General features: G+C 37.2%; 12 protein-coding genes and 3 pseudogenes. 7 read left to right on the forward strand and 8 right to left on the reverse strand.

The genetic code is table 11. The annotated features are described in order from the left end of the window. Window positions 1-251: 251 nt before the first annotated feature. A complete protein-coding gene (locus tag J7I90_RS22790; protein ID WP_214773881.1) occupies window positions 252-1574 on the forward strand; it encodes a CitMHS family transporter in 1323 nt (440 codons plus the stop codon). Window positions 1575-2020: 446 nt separating this feature from the next. Here J7I90_RS22790 and J7I90_RS22795 read toward each other — a convergent pair whose 3' ends face one another. Further along, on the reverse strand, window positions 2021-2218 hold the full coding sequence (locus tag J7I90_RS22795) for a hypothetical protein (RefSeq protein WP_214773882.1): 198 nt from the start codon (window positions 2216-2218) through the stop codon (window positions 2021-2023). Between the two features lie 842 nt (window positions 2219-3060). Between J7I90_RS22795 and J7I90_RS22800 the strand changes: the two genes are divergently transcribed. Together J7I90_RS22800 and J7I90_RS22805 are read left to right on the forward strand one after the other, a co-directional pair. Then, window positions 3061-5466, forward strand: a complete 2406-nt coding sequence (locus J7I90_RS22800) for a M14 family metallopeptidase (RefSeq protein WP_214773883.1) — start codon at window positions 3061-3063, stop codon at window positions 5464-5466. A 224-nt stretch (window positions 5467-5690) separates the two neighbouring features. Then, window positions 5691-5939: pseudogene (locus tag J7I90_RS22805) on the forward strand (tyrosine-type recombinase/integrase); the annotation flags it as partial. Between the two features lie 422 nt (window positions 5940-6361). On the opposite strand, the gene J7I90_RS22810 reads toward J7I90_RS22805, so the two are convergent. Continuing rightward, window positions 6362-7180: an ABC transporter ATP-binding protein gene (locus J7I90_RS22810; RefSeq protein ID WP_214773884.1), complete on the reverse strand. Its 819-nt coding sequence runs from the start codon at window positions 7178-7180 to the stop codon at window positions 6362-6364. Between the two features lie 427 nt (window positions 7181-7607). Then, window positions 7608-9659, reverse strand: coding sequence for a helix-turn-helix domain-containing protein (locus J7I90_RS22815; protein ID WP_214773885.1), 2052 nt, complete (start codon window positions 9657-9659; stop codon window positions 7608-7610). A 136-nt stretch (window positions 9660-9795) separates the two neighbouring features. On the opposite strand from J7I90_RS22815, the gene J7I90_RS22820 reads away from it, so the two are divergent. Both J7I90_RS22820 and J7I90_RS22825 read left to right on the forward strand, forming a co-directional pair. Beyond that, on the forward strand, window positions 9796-11025 hold the full coding sequence (locus J7I90_RS22820) for an MFS transporter (protein ID WP_214773886.1): 1230 nt from the start codon (window positions 9796-9798) through the stop codon (window positions 11023-11025). 12 nt (window positions 11026-11037) lie between these two features. Beyond that, on the forward strand, window positions 11038-12492 hold the full coding sequence (locus tag J7I90_RS22825; protein WP_251025431.1) for a M20 family metallopeptidase: 1455 nt from the start codon (window positions 11038-11040) through the stop codon (window positions 12490-12492). A gap of 775 nt (window positions 12493-13267) precedes the next feature. On the opposite strand, the gene J7I90_RS22830 is transcribed toward J7I90_RS22825, so the two are convergent. The 4 genes and pseudogenes from J7I90_RS22830 to J7I90_RS28185 form a co-directional block, all read right to left on the reverse strand. Next, window positions 13268-14962 (reverse strand): PPC domain-containing protein, encoded by a 1695-nt coding sequence (locus J7I90_RS22830; RefSeq protein WP_214773888.1) that lies wholly within the window; start codon window positions 14960-14962, stop codon window positions 13268-13270. Window positions 14963-15142: 180 nt separating this feature from the next. After that, window positions 15143-15685, reverse strand: coding sequence for a coiled-coil domain-containing protein (locus tag J7I90_RS22835; protein ID WP_214773889.1), 543 nt, complete (start codon window positions 15683-15685; stop codon window positions 15143-15145). After that, on the reverse strand, window positions 15682-15855 hold the full coding sequence (locus J7I90_RS22840; RefSeq protein WP_214773890.1) for a hypothetical protein: 174 nt from the start codon (window positions 15853-15855) through the stop codon (window positions 15682-15684). Before J7I90_RS22840 ends, J7I90_RS22835 begins: the two co-directional genes overlap by 4 nt. A gap of 209 nt (window positions 15856-16064) precedes the next feature. Beyond that, window positions 16065-16297 (reverse strand): annotated as a pseudogene (locus J7I90_RS28185) (flagellin); the annotation flags it as partial. 283 nt (window positions 16298-16580) lie between these two features. Here J7I90_RS28185 and J7I90_RS22850 point away from each other — a divergent pair. Then, complete coding sequence (locus J7I90_RS22850) at window positions 16581-16829, forward strand: hypothetical protein (protein WP_214773892.1); 249 nt, start codon at window positions 16581-16583, stop codon at window positions 16827-16829. A 199-nt stretch (window positions 16830-17028) separates the two neighbouring features. Here J7I90_RS22850 and J7I90_RS22855 read toward each other — a convergent pair whose 3' ends face one another. Beyond that, window positions 17029-17253, reverse strand: a complete 225-nt coding sequence (locus tag J7I90_RS22855) for a hypothetical protein (RefSeq protein WP_214773893.1) — start codon at window positions 17251-17253, stop codon at window positions 17029-17031. A gap of 68 nt (window positions 17254-17321) precedes the next feature. Between J7I90_RS22855 and J7I90_RS22860 the strand changes: the two are divergent. Next, window positions 17322-17647 (forward strand): annotated as a pseudogene (locus J7I90_RS22860) (IS110 family transposase); the annotation flags it as partial. Window positions 17648-17802: the final 155 nt, after the last annotated feature.

The following is a 17802-nucleotide window of genomic DNA, read 5'->3' on the forward strand; positions in this document are numbered from 1 at the left end:
TCCTTTGGCTTTCTTTGCTCTCTTCCCTCCAATCTTTTTTTTAAGAATAAATTATTTTGATACCATCACAAAAAAAATATGTATTTAACTTATTGTTCTCCCTGTATTACCTTTAATTAAGAAAAGCGCATAAGCATAATGTAAAACTTATTAATCTACCAGTTAATTTTTTATGAAGAGTCACGAAATTAATTCTTAGTCATCCAGAGATCAATTGAAAGCGCTTTCGAAATTTGGGAGGGGATTTATTAATGTTTCTTACAATTTTAGGCATCTCCATGGTTACCGTTTTTACCTATTTAATTATGTCCAAACGTTTATCACCCATTGTTGCTTTAACTTTAGTTCCGATCGTTTTTGCTGTAGTTGGTGGTTTTGGAAGCAAAATTGGCACTATGATGATGGAAGGCATTAAGCTAGTCGCTCCTTCTGCAGCTCTATTATTATTCGCCATATTGTTTTTTGGCATTATGATAGATACGGGCTTATTTGATCCACTTATCAAAAAGTTATTAGAAGTTGTCAAGGGAGATCCTGTCAAAATTTCGATGGGTACCACAATTCTTGCATTACTTGTGGCCCTAGATGGAGACGGTACAACAACGTATATCATTACTGTTTCAGCTATGTATCCACTTTATAAACGAATCGGTATGAATCCATTGGTTTTAGCCACTGTAGCCATGCTGGCTTTAAGTGTTATGAGTGGTATGACCCCCTGGGGAGGACCTGCTACCCGAGCAATAGCAGTATTGGGACTTGATGCATCCGAATTTTTTGTTCCACTTATTCCTACCATGCTCGGTGGTGCTCTTTGGGTTATTTTCGTAGCATTTATTTTAGGGAAAAGAGAACGTAAACGACTTGGTGTAATACACATAGAAGAGTTCAAAAATGAAATAGCTGCTACTGTTGAAAATGAAGCCACTGAAACATTTCCTCATATTGACATTAAACGTCCTCGTTTTTTGTGGGTTAACTTATTAATTGTGGTAGGCATTATGGTCATGCTTATTATGGGATTGGTTCCTTCCCCCATTTTATTTTTGGTCGGTTTCGCTATAGCTTTAATGGTTAACTACCCCAATCTGGAAATGCAAAAAAGACGTATCTTAGCACATTCTGGAAACGCTTTAATTGTTGTTCTATTAGTTTTTGCGGCAGGAGTATTTGCAGGAATCTTTTCCGGTACAAAAATGGTTGATGCTATTGCTAATGGACTGGTTGCGATAATACCTGCTTCATTAGGACAGTTTTTTCCTGTCATTGTTGGCATTACAAGTATGCCATTCACTTTTGTTTTATCGAATGATGCCTATTATTTTGGAGTTCTCCCTATTCTTGCAGAAGCAGCATCAGCCTATGGTATTAGCCCATTGGAAATTGCTCGTGCTTCTATATTGGGACAACCCGCTCATTTAATGAGTCCACTTGTTGCATCAACCATTTTATTAGTTGGCATGGTTGATAAAGACCTTGGAGAATATCAGAAATTCGCATACAAATGGGCCATCTTCACAACGTTAATCTTAACAGTATTAGCTATTATTAGTGGTGCTATTTCTTTTATGTAATTTATAAAAGTCCTTGTACACTTGTTTGCAAGGACTTTTGTGGCTTTTTTCAGCTAGATGGTTTTTTGATGCAACTTTGTTGTTAGGTAAAGTTCTATGATTGAAACCATGAAATAAGATTGGAAAACTGAAGTAATTACTGATATTATGTGGATTTATTGGATTAAAGAATGTAAATATTTTTATCATTCATTATGTTAATGTAAAGCATGGCCTTCCTTGACTTACCAAGTTCCATTTCTTTTTAAACCGTTCCACAAAACGCTCATTGATATAAGTACGGACAAACTGGTCCTTTTTCCAAATCGATGTCTTTTCTAAAAAGGCTGTTTTCACATACTTTGTTGCTATTTACCAGGTAGTGAGTTGTGGTTGATTTCCCCTCCAGATGCTCGCTTTCCTTGGTGCGGGCGGTGAGCCTCCTCGGCGTAAACGCCTGTGGGGTCTCACCTGTCCCGTTGCTCCCGCAGGAGTCTCGCACTTCCGCTCCAATCAACCTTAAATGGTTTCGTTTTAAAAACAACAATCTTTACGAAAAGAGCCTCTAAAAAAAACACCCGCTTAAGGCGTTGATCCTCAGGCAAGTTGGACCATGCCTGGTTCGCCTCCTCTTCCAGTGAACTTTCAATCTTTCTCTGGATCACCATCGCTTGATAATAATAAAAAAGAGAATATATGGTAATCTACTAGAGTTCAATAGATTCTCATGCATTCTCATGTAATAGACTATATTCGGTTTTTTAATAGCAGATTCTGCTTCTGTGCGGTTGTTACTTGCTTGTAGCACTTTTACCATAGTAATAGCCACCATTTCCATGGTTGCAATTTTTACGGTCAATTGCTGAATGTGATTTTTTACTATGAGATTTTTATTTATGGCGGCAGTTTTTGCAGACTTTGATGGTTTGGTTTGTTTCAGTTTTGTGCGGGTAGAGAAGCTTTACTCCTGTTCTTTCACACAGTGGGCATGTCCCTCTGCCATTTGAAGGCAAGTGGCTGATTGATTTTCCTCGGTTTCTTTTTGCCATTCCCCATCATTCCTATTCATAATAATTCTTGTTTCTTTATTAAATGTTGGACTGGCACAAAGGTTGATAGGCATTTGATGGTTTTTAACAATAGAGCCGCAATTCACATGGAATATATTACAACTTTCCTTTTACAAAATTAAACAAACAGCAACAATATTAAACAATATTAAACAATTAAAACAGTTGATTACCAATATACAGTTTATAGGAATTATAATGAAATAAAATCCAGTAATTTTGTACTCCTAAAATTACTGGATTTCGTGTGGCGCAGTACTTTTTAAATAGGAAAAACAGTCTAAAATTCAATCTTCTAAAATAAAGTATTATATTTTCTCAATAAAATTTTTGTAGAGCGGATTTTTAACTGCCCCTGATTTTACGACAAGATATTAAGTACATTCAACTTACAATAAGCTTGTATTAAAATTTTTAGCATTTTGGGGGTGCAGTTTTTGACAAAACAGAAAAAGCAGAAATGGAAAAGGAATTTAGTGGTGATGACTGCCATAACCGGACTAGGGTTCTCTACATTTTATACAGGCCTAAGTATTCCGGTTGCAGCGGTCGAACAACCTGACCAGCCGATTCCTAAGAAAGAATCGGTCTCAATTGTTCAACTTGTCGTACCAAATGATAAGGCAAAGGACAAGCTTCTTGAGCTTGGAATTGACCTTACCCACAGAATCGAAGCACACGACGGAGTCTATGAAGTGGATGCCGTTGTCACACCAACAGAAATTGCCATGTTAAAGACCTTTGGCATCAATGTAAAAGAGACCCTGATCACCGAAAATCAATGGAGGACACGCGTGGCAGAGCGGCAATCTACTGTCCAGCTGCAAGCCAGTCTGGCAGCTTCCGAGGATACACTTAAAGTCCTTAGGGCAAACCATTTTACAAATCAATCAGGCACCTTCCTATATCTCGAAGTAAAATCAAGCGCCGGTGCGGCTGCTAGCACAGCACTTAAAGCAACTTGGACCGAGAACGGTGAGGAAAAATCTGCTACGCTTTCTAGATTGGTAGATTACGGTGAATATTTATATCACTATTTGCTTTTACCAGTTAGCGCCATTCCTTCATCCGTTAAAATTGAAAGTAATCTTGGAGGAACAGCTACGAGCACCATTACTGAATGGTTAGGGAAAGAGCCGAAACATCCAAAAACAGATTATGTTACGGATTTTGTTGACCACTATATGGCACCAAATGAATTATATGAACGTGCCGAAAAACTTTCAAAAGAATTCCCTAACTTGGTAGAAATCATTGATATGCCAAATAAAACAAATGGTTACAGACGTCTTGCCCAAGCAACTATCGGCGGCACGACCAATCTCGCAGTTGTTGTTTCCTCAAAAGCATGGGGACATGAAGGCGGGAATGATGTATCGGTAGAATTCAAGAATCCGGAAACCAATAATGCACCACTAAAAGTGACTGTGGATGGTACCAAGATTTTTGTGGATTTAGCTACTGATTCGTCAGGAAAGGCAACAAGTACTGCCGCACAAGTGGTTAAAGCACTGAATGAGAATGCTAGCCAACTTGTCACTGCGACTACATACCGCGGTAATACTGGTGCTGGTGTTGTCGCACCAACCACAAATGCTGCGATATTAACTGACGGCTTGAAAGCTGGGGCAGACGTTTCCCGTGATCCTTTCACAGTAAAAGCGATCCGAATCGGCAAGCATCGTGACGGTTCTAAACCAGGTGTTCTTGGATATGCTCAGGAGCATGCCCGTGAATGGGTGACCCCACTCGTAACAATCGAAACGGCGGAAAGACTACTGCGAAACTATAGTCAAGATAGTGAGACAAGAAAGCTTGTTGATAATCTTGATATATTCCTTGTACCTTCAGTAAACCCTGATGGTGCTAATTACAGCTTAAATGATTACAATATGCAACGTAAAAATATGACCAATCACTGTGGTCCCACTGCCTCTGATCCCGGGTACCGTAATAATTGGGGAGTTGACCTTAACCGCAACCATTCTGTTGGTTCCGTTTTTGATGGCTATATTGGCGGAGGTACAAGTTGCACGGGAGATACTTACGCTGGACCAGCTGAAAATTCTGAGCCTGAAGGAAGAAACCTTGTCTGGCTTGCCGACAAAAACCCAAATATTAAGTTTGCAATGAATATTCATAGTTATGGCGGCTACTTCATGTGGTCCCCTGGTGCTTACGATTCAAAACGTACAACACTGCCACGCCCATCAGCTGGTGAAGAAGCGTTTTACTGGGCAGCTTCTGATAACATCTTAAATGATATTCAAGACCACCGCGGAACGGTCATTCTACCTAGTCGTACAGGTCCAATTCCTGACGTACTATACTCTGCTGCAGGTAACTCTGCGGACTACCTATGGTATGAAAAGGGGATTTATGCCTGGAACTTCGAAGTAGGGGCAGATTTATGGAATAAGGATACAAAAAGATGGCAGGCAGTTGGATTCCAGCCAGCCTTTGCAGAAGGTCATGAAGAAGCAATGGAATTTGCCAATGGGTTGATTGGCTTAATGAAAGTAGCCTACAACAGTGCAAAAGACCATCAGCCGCCTTCCTCAAAAGCTACACCTGGAAACGGTAAATACACAGGTCCGGTTGATGTTAAGATTGAAACAAGTGAGCCAGCCACGATTTATTATACGCTTGACGGCAGCCGCCCAACCTTCCAATCAGCTAAAATTAAATTAAGCGGCACCCGTGAATTTGCAGAAACATTAAAAATTGAAAAGACTACAACCATCAATTATTTCACTGTGGACGCCGCAGGAAACATTGAGAAAAACTACAATCCACTTAGTAATGGGAAAAACTATAATTCTGTAACGCTTACAATAAAATAACAGTTTGCAAGGGGTTGGCCTTACGGGGTCAACTCCTTTTTCATTGGTACATTTGAACTGATAGACTTTCTATTATATTGGGCCTTCTTTTTATATTTCAGCCTCTATAAAATCAACAAGTACAAATTATCGCACTTTTTAACTGTAATTATATAGAAATACCCTGGTTGCCAAATTTTTAAAACAGGCTCCTTCTTGAGAGAATGGGCATCCACAATGAAGAAAAAGTTATTGAGACCCGGCTAAAAAGACTTCTAAAAAAGCAGAAATAGAAAAGAACATTACTCCACACTCATTTAGACATTCGCAAACTTCATTATTGATTGAAACTGGAGTCGGCATTAAAGAAATACAACAGCGACTTGGACATACAGATATTAATACTACAATGAATATCTATGCTTACATGAGCCAATATGGAAGAAAAGGCCTCCCAACAGTTTAGCAAATTCATGAAAGACCTTCTCCTATAGTTAGCTTTTTTGTCACAGGTTGCCGTGTTTTAAAAAAAACGAGGACAAGAATAGCATATTATCATTCTAGACGTTGATATAACAAGGTTTTAACCGCTTATTACATCATGACGCCCATATTTCCACTAATTTGTAACATGTTTAACGTAAGTTAACACATGCTAACTAACCCGCGTGATTATGCGTTTTTTATGACTTTTAATGTAACAGCTTTAACTCAATTTAATGGAGTAACACAGGGGGACGTCTCCCTTATAGAGACACCTACCATTCTACATATTAGGATATATTAAGATGCCCTAACGAATTATTATGCCTTACTAAATCAAGTTATTTAATTAGGCCTCCATGGAAATGAGTCTATATTCACCTTGTAGTTTTACCATTACGAATGCTTAACTTTACTCTTCAGCATACTAGGTTTATTTTTTCTCAGAAAATAACAGGGATTTAATCCGGATCCAGGGACGCTCATTCTCCCATTCTACTTTGACTGGGACACAAAAGGTCTTTTCCAAAAATGATTCGGTTAATACGTCCCTTTTTTCTCCTTTACCCATAACGTTCCCCGAATGGATTAACATAGCATGGGTTATAGATGGTACGATTTCTTCAATATGATGTGTAACATATAAAATGGTTGGGCCGTTCGGTGCAGCAGTCATATCTTCAATAGATGCTAACAGCTTTTCTTTAGAGTAAATATCCAGTCCATTGCAAGGCTCATCTAAGATTAATAATTGCGGTGAAGACATGAGGGCCCTTGCAATCATTACTTTTCTTTTTTCACCTTGAGAGAGTGTGTGGATAAATTGGTTAGACAAAAATTTGATTCTGAATTGGTCAAGTAATGCTTTTGCTTTGTTTACATCATCCTCTGTAATTTCCTCATATAATCCAATTGAAGCAAATTTTCCGCTTAAAACTACTTCAAGTGCTGTATCATTTGGGCGTGACTGATATTCCTGATCTAATGAGGAACTGACCCAGCCGATGGATTTCCGCAGTTCAGGAATATTCGTTTTTCCAAAAAGATTTCCTAAAACGGACACTTCACCACTATTCGGCCATTGATAACCTGTAATCATTTTTAAAAGAGATGTTTTCCCTGATCCATTTAGACCTAGAAGTGCCCAATGTTCCCCTTTTTTGACCTCCCATGAGACCCCATTCAATAACAGCTTTCCATTTCGCTTCCAGATAATATTTTTAAGTGAAATGATGCTTTTCGTTCGACTCACTTTTTCTCCTCCTTAAGGTATTAAAGCCTTTTACAAACGGTTTTCCCCATGTACAAAATTTTTAAAGTGTTTGCTTGGTCCCTTGCTACGTTAGTAGACAAGAACCAATGTCCCCTAGCAATCAGGGTTAGGGGGAAAACAATTTAACTGAATAATGTAATTATACCGACATTTTAACATTTTAATATATAGGTTCTATCTTATAGAGCTCCAATTTGTAGCAGATAAGTAGATTAGTGATTCTTCAAAAGTCTTGTTGGCTACAGCAGAGACAGTAAAAGGAGAACTATTTACAATGATCGAAGTTTGCAGAATTGCAAGGTATTACCCGCCATAATTCAAGTAACACTTTACCCCGTTTGCTGCAAAAGCGAAAGTTCTCTTAACTGCACAGCTTAACAAACTGTTAATGGCAATATTGCGGTAGTCAGGTTAGTGAGACGATTGAATTTCTTAAATAACATGCAAGTTGAACTTTTAAAATGTCTTCTGGATTTGAAAAGGAGATTTGAAGCTTTTCTTCAATCCTTTTTAGCCTTTGATATAAAGTATTAACATGGATATGCAAATTTTTGGCTGTTTGTGTAGCTTGACGGTCGTTCTCCATATAGGCAAGCAGGGTTTGTTCTAAATCCAAAGTACCGTCTTTTTCAGATTGGAGGGGATTAAAAACTTCATTTACAAAAGAGTTCAAGTCATCAATGGGTTGGTGAATAAAAAGATGATTTATGCCAATATCCTGATAATTCATGATACTTTTAAGCTGCCTCGAGATCAAAAAAGAAAGGGCTTTATCCGCTTCAGAGTAACTTTTTGCTATATTATTCATACTTGGATAGCAGGTACCCATCCCTATTTTTAGCGATTCTTCATGCACATTAATCCAGTTGGAATGAATAAGCGCTAATTTCCTTTTAACATAATCTTGATCTGCAAAGTTATTAAATTGGCATACCAAGTTCACTTTATTTCCATAACCAAAAACGATTGAAACAAATATTCCTAAATGCTTTTTAATTTGGGCAATAAGTTTGTGCATTTGCATATTAACAAAATGGAAATCTGCATGTGGATGTAGGTGAATTACGATTGCCATATAATAGGGATGATCATTAATTCTAAGCTCAATGGCCTTCTTTCGTATCAGGTTATATTCTTGGCTCTGAATAAAATCATTAAATAGATCATTTGTTTTTTGATAAAAAGAATCCACTAATGTTTGTTTTCTGATAATCTCTAATGCAATTACTGAGCTTGCCTGTTCAATAATCATTTTGTTTAAAGGAAAAAGGTCATCTTCCTCCATTTCTACGGCCATTATTCCAATGGGTACATCGATAGCAATAATAGGGTGAATATACAATGACTGACTATTATAAGACTCAGTAAAAAAAGATTGAGTTGGTAATTTTGTATTTATCTTTATCAGCTCTGAAGGAAGCTCCACTTTCCATGGGGTTGGACTTGAATATAATTGATCATCTGTTAAGTCTACTATCATTAATGGATGGTTTATCATCTTTTTTATTTCATTTGCGATTTTTTGTAAACCTTTACTTTGAAGAGACAGTTTTATTAAAGAATTGTGTATGGTATCTCGTTGAATTAAAAGGTCATTTTGTTTTTTTAGATTTTGGTATAGATTCGAATTTCTTAAGACAATAGAAACCTGATCGGAAAAACTTTCTAACAGTTGTTGATCATCTTTCGTTAAAAGCGGATAAGTACCATTTTGGTAGACGATCAAAACACATAAAGTACTCTCCTCAACCTTTATTGTCACTGAAATAATGGATTGTAAATCATCAAATTGGACAGAGTTATACAAATGAAAAAGATTACCTGGTGAAATATTAGAGGATTCTGAGAGAATTCCCTCTATATTTGTAAGAATAAAAGATTTATTATCTTTAAAGGTTTTCCCGATAATTCCCTCCCCAACCCTCATTCTCATTTTTCCAATTTCTTCATTAGGACCGCCTGTCCATGCTTTAGGAAAAAGCACGTCTAAGCTTGGTTCGTATATCCATAGAACACCCATATTAGCTACAGGTATAACAGATAAGGCATTTTCTAATATTTTTTTTAACAAGTCATCTAAATCTTCGTGTACGGATATATCACGGATGCTCTCCATCATTTTGTTCCTGATATATTTTTCTCTATCTAGCATGACTTGCAAGTAATGTAAATCAATTATCGGTTTAATTTTTTGCTTGCTGTCAATTTTTAATACGGATGATTTGCTTAGCCTGAGGACTATAGTTGTATGATTGGCATAATGATAGTAAATATCGGTGTAATTTTCATGGGTGTGAATATTTTCACTTGAAAATCTTTCTGGTATGGGTGTTTCTTTGTCAAAATGATGAGATAAAACCAATGAAAAATCTAATCCTTTTAGGCTTTGCCACAGCTGAAAATGTGAAAGGCAACAGTCTCCCACTAAAAATTGTTTGATTTTCATCAATGTTTCCACTTTATACATCCTCCATAGGAATATGTAGACCTCCACATAGTTTATGTAATTATTATATAGAATCAAACATTGTTTGAATAGTTAGAATTTTTATATAATAATACAGAATTCAACTAATTTCGCTAGGAGGAATTATATGGTATCTAAATTGTCGCAGAACTGGAAGTATGTCATTATCATCTTGTTATTTTTAGGATGGTCAATCGGAAACTTTGATCGATTTTTTATGAATTATGCGATTTTAGGTATTTCAGAGGATCTACATTTAAGTGCCTCCCAGACTGGAATTGTTTTAAGCAGCTTTTTTGCGGGTTATGCCTTAATGCAAATTCCCGGTGGGTGGCTCGCAGATCGGTTTGGTTTCCGAAAAATCATTATCATGGCTGTTTTTGCTTGGTCCGTCTTCACGATTTTGTCGGGAATGGCGTGGTCCTTCATGTCCTTAATCCTCATTCGATTTCTTTTTGGACTTGGGGAAGGCAGCTTTTTTCCATCTGCGTCAAAAGGTATTGCGAGTTGGTTTCCACAAAATGAACGTAGCCGTGCCATGTCCTTCATGCTCACTTCTGGGACAATTATGGGGGTAATAACACCAATAATAGGTACCCAGTCCATGCAAAGTATCGGTTGGAGAACAATCTTTTATATTGCGGGTGCCATTGGTATTATATTTGCCTTCCTCTATGTATTTTTCATAAAAGAGCGGAAAGATTCAACTGTAGGAAAAAGTGAAAACCCTTCAAAAAATAAAGCACCCTTAAGAGAAGTTTTAAAAACTCCGATTATCTGGAATTTGTTCATCGCCTATTTTGCCATTTATGCTGTGCAATGGGGATTAATGGCGTGGATGCCAACTTATTTAGTAGCGGAACGCCATCTCGACTTAACATCAGTCGGGTATATTTCAGCTATTCCAGCGTTTGCAGGAATTATTGCAATGATTGTAAGCGGCTATATTTTGGATAAATTACCTGAAGGGAAAGATAAGGTAATTGCAGCTGTATTTGCAGTATTAACGGCGGTTTTTCTATATTTAATGGCTTATGCACCAAATATAGCAATGTTTGCTGTCTATCAGAGTGTTGTTACTGTATTCATGTCGTTTAATATTATTCTGATCATCTCAGCTCCATTAAAAATGCTGTCTGAAGAGGTTGTAGGTACCGCAAATGGGTTCATTAATACTGGAGCCCAATTCGCTGGGGTTCTTACTCCGATGTTAATAGGATTTTTAGTCGACGCTTTTGACGGTTCTTATACAGTTGCTTTTATAATGCTGATTATGTTTGCTCTATTGTGTGCGGGATCTTTATTTTTAATTCGCACGAAGAATGAGGTTCCTTCTTTCGAAAATAATGCAATTTAGGAGATGGAAAAATTGACTACTCTATCAGAAAAAATTACAAATTTAATAGATAATAAACGCACAAAGTTTACACAGCTAAGTGATCAAATATGGGAGTTTGCAGAAACCAGATTTGAGGAATTCCGTTCAGCTGATTTGCTTAGCGAAGCAATGGAAAAAGAAGGGTTTGCTGTAAAAAAGGGAATAGCTAGTCTTGAAACAGGTTTTATCGCCTCATATGGATCTGGTCATCCGGTCATTGCGATTCTCGGGGAATATGATGCCTTGGCAGGGCTAAGTCAACAAGCACGCAGCAGTATATCTAAGCCCATTATTAAAAATGGAAATGGCCATGGCTGTGGACATAATTTGCTGGGAGTAGGTTCCTTAGCAGCAGCTATTGCGGTTAAGGATTATTTGATGGAAAATAAGCTTGGTGGAACCGTAAAATATTTTGGCTGTCCAGCAGAAGAAAGTGGATACGGGAAAACCTTTATGGCAAGAGACGGTCTTTTTAAAGATGTTGACGCTGCCCTCTCATGGCATCCTTCAACAATGAATGCTGTCATGAACTCCACTGCCAATGCGGTCATCCATGCACACTTTAAATTTAAAGGGAGAAGTGCCCATGCCGCTGCATCACCACATTTAGGAAGAAGTGCTTTAGATGCAGTCGAACTAATGAATGTTGGAGTCAATTATTTGAGAGAACACATGATTGATGAAGCTCGAATTCATTATGCTGTGACCAATACAGGAGGATTGGCTCCAAACGTCGTTCAGGCTGAGGCGGAAGTGACATACTTAATCCGTGCACCGAAACCAGATCAGGTAAAAGAGCTTTATGACAGGGTAGTTAACTGTTCCCGCGGTGCGGCACTTATGACGCAAACGAAGGTTGATTTCGAAATTCAAGGTTCCTGCCATAATTTAATTCCTAATATGACCCTTGAAAAAGTGATGCACCATTATATGCAGGAAATAGGAGCTCCTCTTGCTACTGAACAGGATATAAACTATGCAAAAACAATCTATGATACGTTGAATGACGAGGAGAAGCGTGCGGCAGCTTTACAAGTTGGGAAACAAGGAGCTTCTCAATTAGCAGAACGACCTATTGCCGACTTTATCGTTCCTTTTTCAGAAAAAGAAACATTTATGGGAGGGTCTACAGATGTTGCCGATGTTAGCTGGAATGTTCCAACCGCACAATGTGTTACTTCCACCTGGGCATTTGGAACACCCTTTCATACTTGGCAGGCCGTCGCGCAAGGTAAAGAAAGCTACGCCCATGACGCCATGTTATTAGCTGGAAAAGCAATGGCATGTACCGCTATTTCAGCTCTTGAAAACCCAGAATTACTTGATAATGCTAAAAAAGAATTAGCTGAAAGACTCGACGGGGAAACTTATACAACCCTAATTCCAAAAGACCTTACCCCTCCGAAAAATAAACAAAAGGATATCAAACAAAAATTGTTTAATTGATAGTTTGATCAATGAAAAATAAAAATATCATTTAGATGCATTACGGGAACCATAAGTAAAGGTGTTGCTTGTAAAAATAAATAAGCCTACTCGAGAGTGATCTCGAATAGGCTTATTCCAAATTAAATTAAATGACTAAAATAATGGTTTCCCACTATTCGCCCCCTATTAATTCAATTCATGTTATTTAGATTTTTTATAGTGGGTAATCTATGTAGTCTTTGCTATCTCCACCGTAAAATATTGTGAAATTTGAATTTATTCAATATATTTAAATCTACTCTTTTGAAGAATTTTCATAAGAATATATAGACCTCACATCATAGTTTGAGATTTATCGAGTTTATATAAGATAAATTATAGGAAGTTAATAGCACATAAAAAAATCCGTCTCAAAATGACAAGTAATCTTTTTGTAGTGAGACAGAATAAAAAAATTCAAGAAACGTACACAATTAAAAATACCATTTCACATAACGTTCACACTTGTTCATTTGTATTATATAGGTACTCCTTATTTTGATATCTGAATACGATTGTCCAGGACCAGTCGCATTCAGAAAAAAACATCTAAGCTTAATCCCTTTGAGGTTTTTTTATTGATCTCATTGCAACGAGTATTCTTATGTTTTGAGACGAAAAAAATGAGTTAATCCATAATTCCAATACAAATTTACCACCCTATTTAAGAATGACTAATTCCCTTCTTTATACTAAAAAGACGGCACTCAATTTGAGTGCCGCCCCCTTTTCTTTAATTATACTGTGTAAACTCTTATTCTGCCTTGAATGTTTTCTTCACTTTGTCGCTTTCATTCATTCCAGGGCGTGTCACTGTTACATAAGCAGAACCTGAGCCCTTACCTAACTGCTTAACCGTGATGGTTGCAGAGGAAGAATTGGATGTTTTACTAGATAGATACTTCCCGGAGGATGAATAGAGTTTTACAACATCGCTTTTTTTCAATCCCTTGACTATTACTGTATCTGACTTACCCTTATTATTCTTAATCGTAATATTGGAAGCGCTTGGCTTAGGTGTCTTCGGTTCTGCTTTAAACGATACCTTTACTCTAGAACTCTCAAGCATTCCGCTTTTGGTGTTTGACACATAGATAAAACCGGCATTCTTTCCTAATTGTTTGATACTAAAAGTTGTAGAGGAACCTGAAGCTGGTTTAGATGTAGCAAATATCTTTCCTTTCGAATCGAACAACTTCACTACATCACCTTTAGCCAGAGCACTCACTTTCACGCTATCTGATTTGCCTACATAATTTGTTATTTGTACCGACTTACTGCTAATAGACGGCGTTTGAACTTTTACAGCCAGTTGGTATTTATTATTACCAGTGTTTCTATAATCATCCACCGATATATAGTACCGCCCTGCAGGAAGGGAATACCTCATCGATTCTATACCTTTTGCAAACTGGTCATCCTTCGTATTAAAGGATCCCAATTCATCACCGTTTGAATTATAGAGGCTCATATCCCAACTAACAGATGGCTTCCTTCCCATCTCCAGAGATACACTTGATGGTTTTGATAGGGAAAACGTAAAATAATCAGTGTCACTGAAATCTTGGAGATTCCCATAATAGTTTTTGCCCACCCCAATACTGTTTGCCTGATGGGCGTTGTCATTGAATTCTTTTTCATAGGTAGTTGACTTTGCAAACTTCACGATAAAGGTATAAGGCTGGTAAGTTGAATTATAATGCCAATCGTTTCTAATATGGATTAAGTACTCTCCTTTAGGTAGCCCGACCGTCCGTTCCGTCGGTTTTGTGACGTTCGAAGAATCATCTGTCGTAAATTCACTAAGCACTTCACCCTCTAAAGTTAAAATACTCGTATTCCATTGGATACCAGTTTTTTGGCTCATATTGAGAGTGACAGCACCACTTTCAGGAAGGGTTAATCTATAATAATCCTCATCATCATATTTTTGAATTTCGCCTAAGTAAGGTGTATTTAGTTTAATTTTATTTGCTGTACTTGAACTATCGTTGAATTCGTATTCCATATTTGCATTTTCTGCAAAATTAACAGAAAAATAATAGATTTCGTTATAAGAATTCCAATCATCCATTATATGTACGTAATAAGTACCAGCTGGCAATCCTACTTTCCTTGCCGTCACACCCATGGCTTTAGAGCTGTTATCTGTTGCTCCATCTGTAAACACATATCCATTAGCGTCTAGGATTTCAAAACCCCATGAATATCCCGAATAGTTATTCATGTTAAAGGTGACCTGACCCGGTTTTGTCAGCGTGAATTTCCAATAATCTTCATAATCTCCATTTTCATTAATGATTGCCTGATTAACAGCATTTACATTAATCGGCTTTGCTGCTTGCAGGGAATCCTGTCCAACGTTTGCTGAAACCTTCAAGGCTCCGCTAACCAAGATGAGACATAGCACCCCCAAAAAAGCACTGGCTGCCATTAAGTATTTTTTCATTGTTAAATTCCTCCTATGACATTTTTACTAGAATATTATTCTACCATGTTTCACAAATAATCTTACCAATTTTTTTATCTATTGGAATTTTTTTATCTAGATGTCAATCGTACTTAAGCTTTTGATTCCTCTACGTAAAGAACGGTTGAGACAAAAAAGGAATTTTACTAATTCAGATTCTTATTTTTGTATTTCTTCTGTTGATGGTGTATCTGCTTTATCTATAGTGATATCTATTGCATCCACTTCTTCTTTAGTCATTGGTTCAGCAGATTCAGTTTTATTTTTCACTTTTTCAACCTCTTTACCATGTTTCTCCACTTCTTTATTAGCCTTTTCAATTTCTTTTTCCAGCTCAGCGACTAATTTATCAGCTTGCTTAGCCTTTTCTTCCGCATATTTTAGTTTAGCATTCAAGTTTTTAATTGTATTGTTAGCTGTAGCAAGCTCTTTAACCTTTGCATCATATTCTGCTGTTTTGATAGCCGACTGATCCTTAGTGGCCTGGTGGTTAGCTGTTTCAGTGTTTAATTTGGTTTCTAAGGCTGCGATTTGCTTACTTAAATCTGACATTTGATTATTCAGTTCAGTAATTTTATTGTTTAGAGCTACTTTTTGAGCTTCTAGATCAGCCTTTTGTTTCTGTAGATCAGCATTTTCACCTTCTAGATTAGCGATAGAAGCATTTGCTAATCCAATTTCATGATTAGCATTAGCTCTCAAAGAATTGATCTTCTCTTTAAATGTACCAATTGTACTAATCGATCTTCAAAATCTTTAACATCCTTTGTAGCGCCATCTAGAATAGGAGATCCTGTGAAGGTTAATCCTAAGCCCACTAATCCAACTGTAGAACCTCCGATGATAATTCCTGCAATTTCACTTGAACCCATTTTAAATTTCCCCCTGTTAGTTATGTTTTTTTATGGTTAAGTTTTCACCAGTTTTTTAAATAATTTAGAAGCGCAAAAAAAAGACCATGACAGTTAATCACAGGTCCTTGTTATCTATAATATTTAATTTTCACAGGAGCCCTTACCTCCTTAAAAGATAACACAAAAATGCTGGTAGGATAACCACCAGGCCTTTAATTGTATAGATATTAACGTAGTAATTGAAGATCTCCCCTGCGGTTGCTGGTTTGTGCGCGAGCATTGCTTGAGCAGCTTGAGATAGAATAGAATTCTTAGTTTGCTCAACCATGATCTTGGCCATATCGGTGTCACGAATACGTGATTCTGCAGCTGTTAGATTCTCAGAAGAAGTGCTCAAGTTATTGATAGTGTGCTCTAAACGGTTTTGGTTCGCACCTAATTTAGAACGTTCTGCGGATACTGTTGTAAGCACATTTTCAATCGCTTTGATTGAATCAGATTCAGATTTTTGATCAGAGATATTGATACCTTTTGTAGCATCAGCAACTAATGTAGTTGAAGTTGTTGTATCCCCACCTACAGTAGCAGCTTGTGTAAGATCTCCACCAGCTTTTGCAGTAGCAACTACTGTACCCTTTTCTTGAACTGTTAATTGCATCTAATACATCTTGTTGTTTAGCTGTAATTTCTCCTTTAGAAGTAGCATCAGCACCAGCAGCTTGTGCTAGAGAGGAGGAACTTTTATGACAGAGAAAAAAATTAAGTGTTTTATTAAAGGTTTAGGACTTATTCTTCTAGTAAGTTATGTTTCACAAGGCGGAGTTACATTAGGGATGCCTGAAGATTTCATTCAAAATACCCTTACAATGGTTAGCGATGTAGTTCGTGACCATTATGCATTTGTAGGTTTACGCCTATTAGACAAAAGAGATAAAAAACCACCAAATAAGCCGACTCGATGTGTCGGCATTCCACTTGAAGGGGGAGAATGAATGCAAATTGACGAAGTTGCTCCAATGAAACACTGTTCTTTAGCGCGAGCTATTAACCGAGCACCATCTTGATCGATAAGCTAGACCCTTAATTCTGCATATAGTTCACTTTCTCAAAGCGGCTACCACCCAATTTATATTGGGTGGTTTTGGTTTTTAACAACAAAAAAAGCTCTCATAAGAGGACCCCTAAAAAACTTTATAAAGTAAATGTTCCAGACAATGCTTCATTGAGTAGATCTGTTTGGACGAGCTGGATAAACTTCTTTCGCTGTTCTTCCATAATCACCAGTAATTCCGCTTCTGTGGCGCAATTCAACTGAGGTAAGTACTCTATATTAATCTCCCGATGATTGGGCTCAACATTTAAATAATCAATACTCCACGTTTTTTCACGATGTACGACTCTTTCAGCAGCAGCCATAATAGCATATAAACTATATAAGCCTTCAAAGTATTTAGGGGCCCCGCTTAATAACAAGCGAAGCTATGTTATTAATTATTGTTAACCCACTCATTTCTTATCGTACGGAGAGCTCTAGTTTACGCAAAGTAAAGACAGATATAATTGATGCACGTCACCTCTGCGTGCTGTACTATAAAGAGGATTTAGAGCCTTATAAAAAACGCGGGGTTCAATTCTTAAACCTTCGTAACCTTACAAGACAACACGAAAATATAACAGGGATTTAGTATAAACAAAACTACAGTTTCAAGCCGTGCTTGATCAAGTTTCCCCTGAATATAGAGGGGTTTATGGAGACTTATATTCGGTTTTTTCTTTGCTTACTTTATTAGAATTTCCTACTTCTGAAGACAATGGCGAATACGCAGGCAGTGAAACTTATGGCTGCCTTTATACTTGAAAATAATTCAATACATAAAAAAGCGACGCCTTTTAATCATCACTAATTTGTATAGGCTCCAATTTATAAGAAATGTTAACACTTAGTCCTAAAAGTTATTATTAGAC

The organism is Bacillus sp. ISL-57, assembly GCF_018613135.1.
GTDB classification, from domain to species: domain Bacteria; phylum Bacillota; class Bacilli; order Bacillales; family DSM-1321; genus Peribacillus; species Peribacillus frigoritolerans.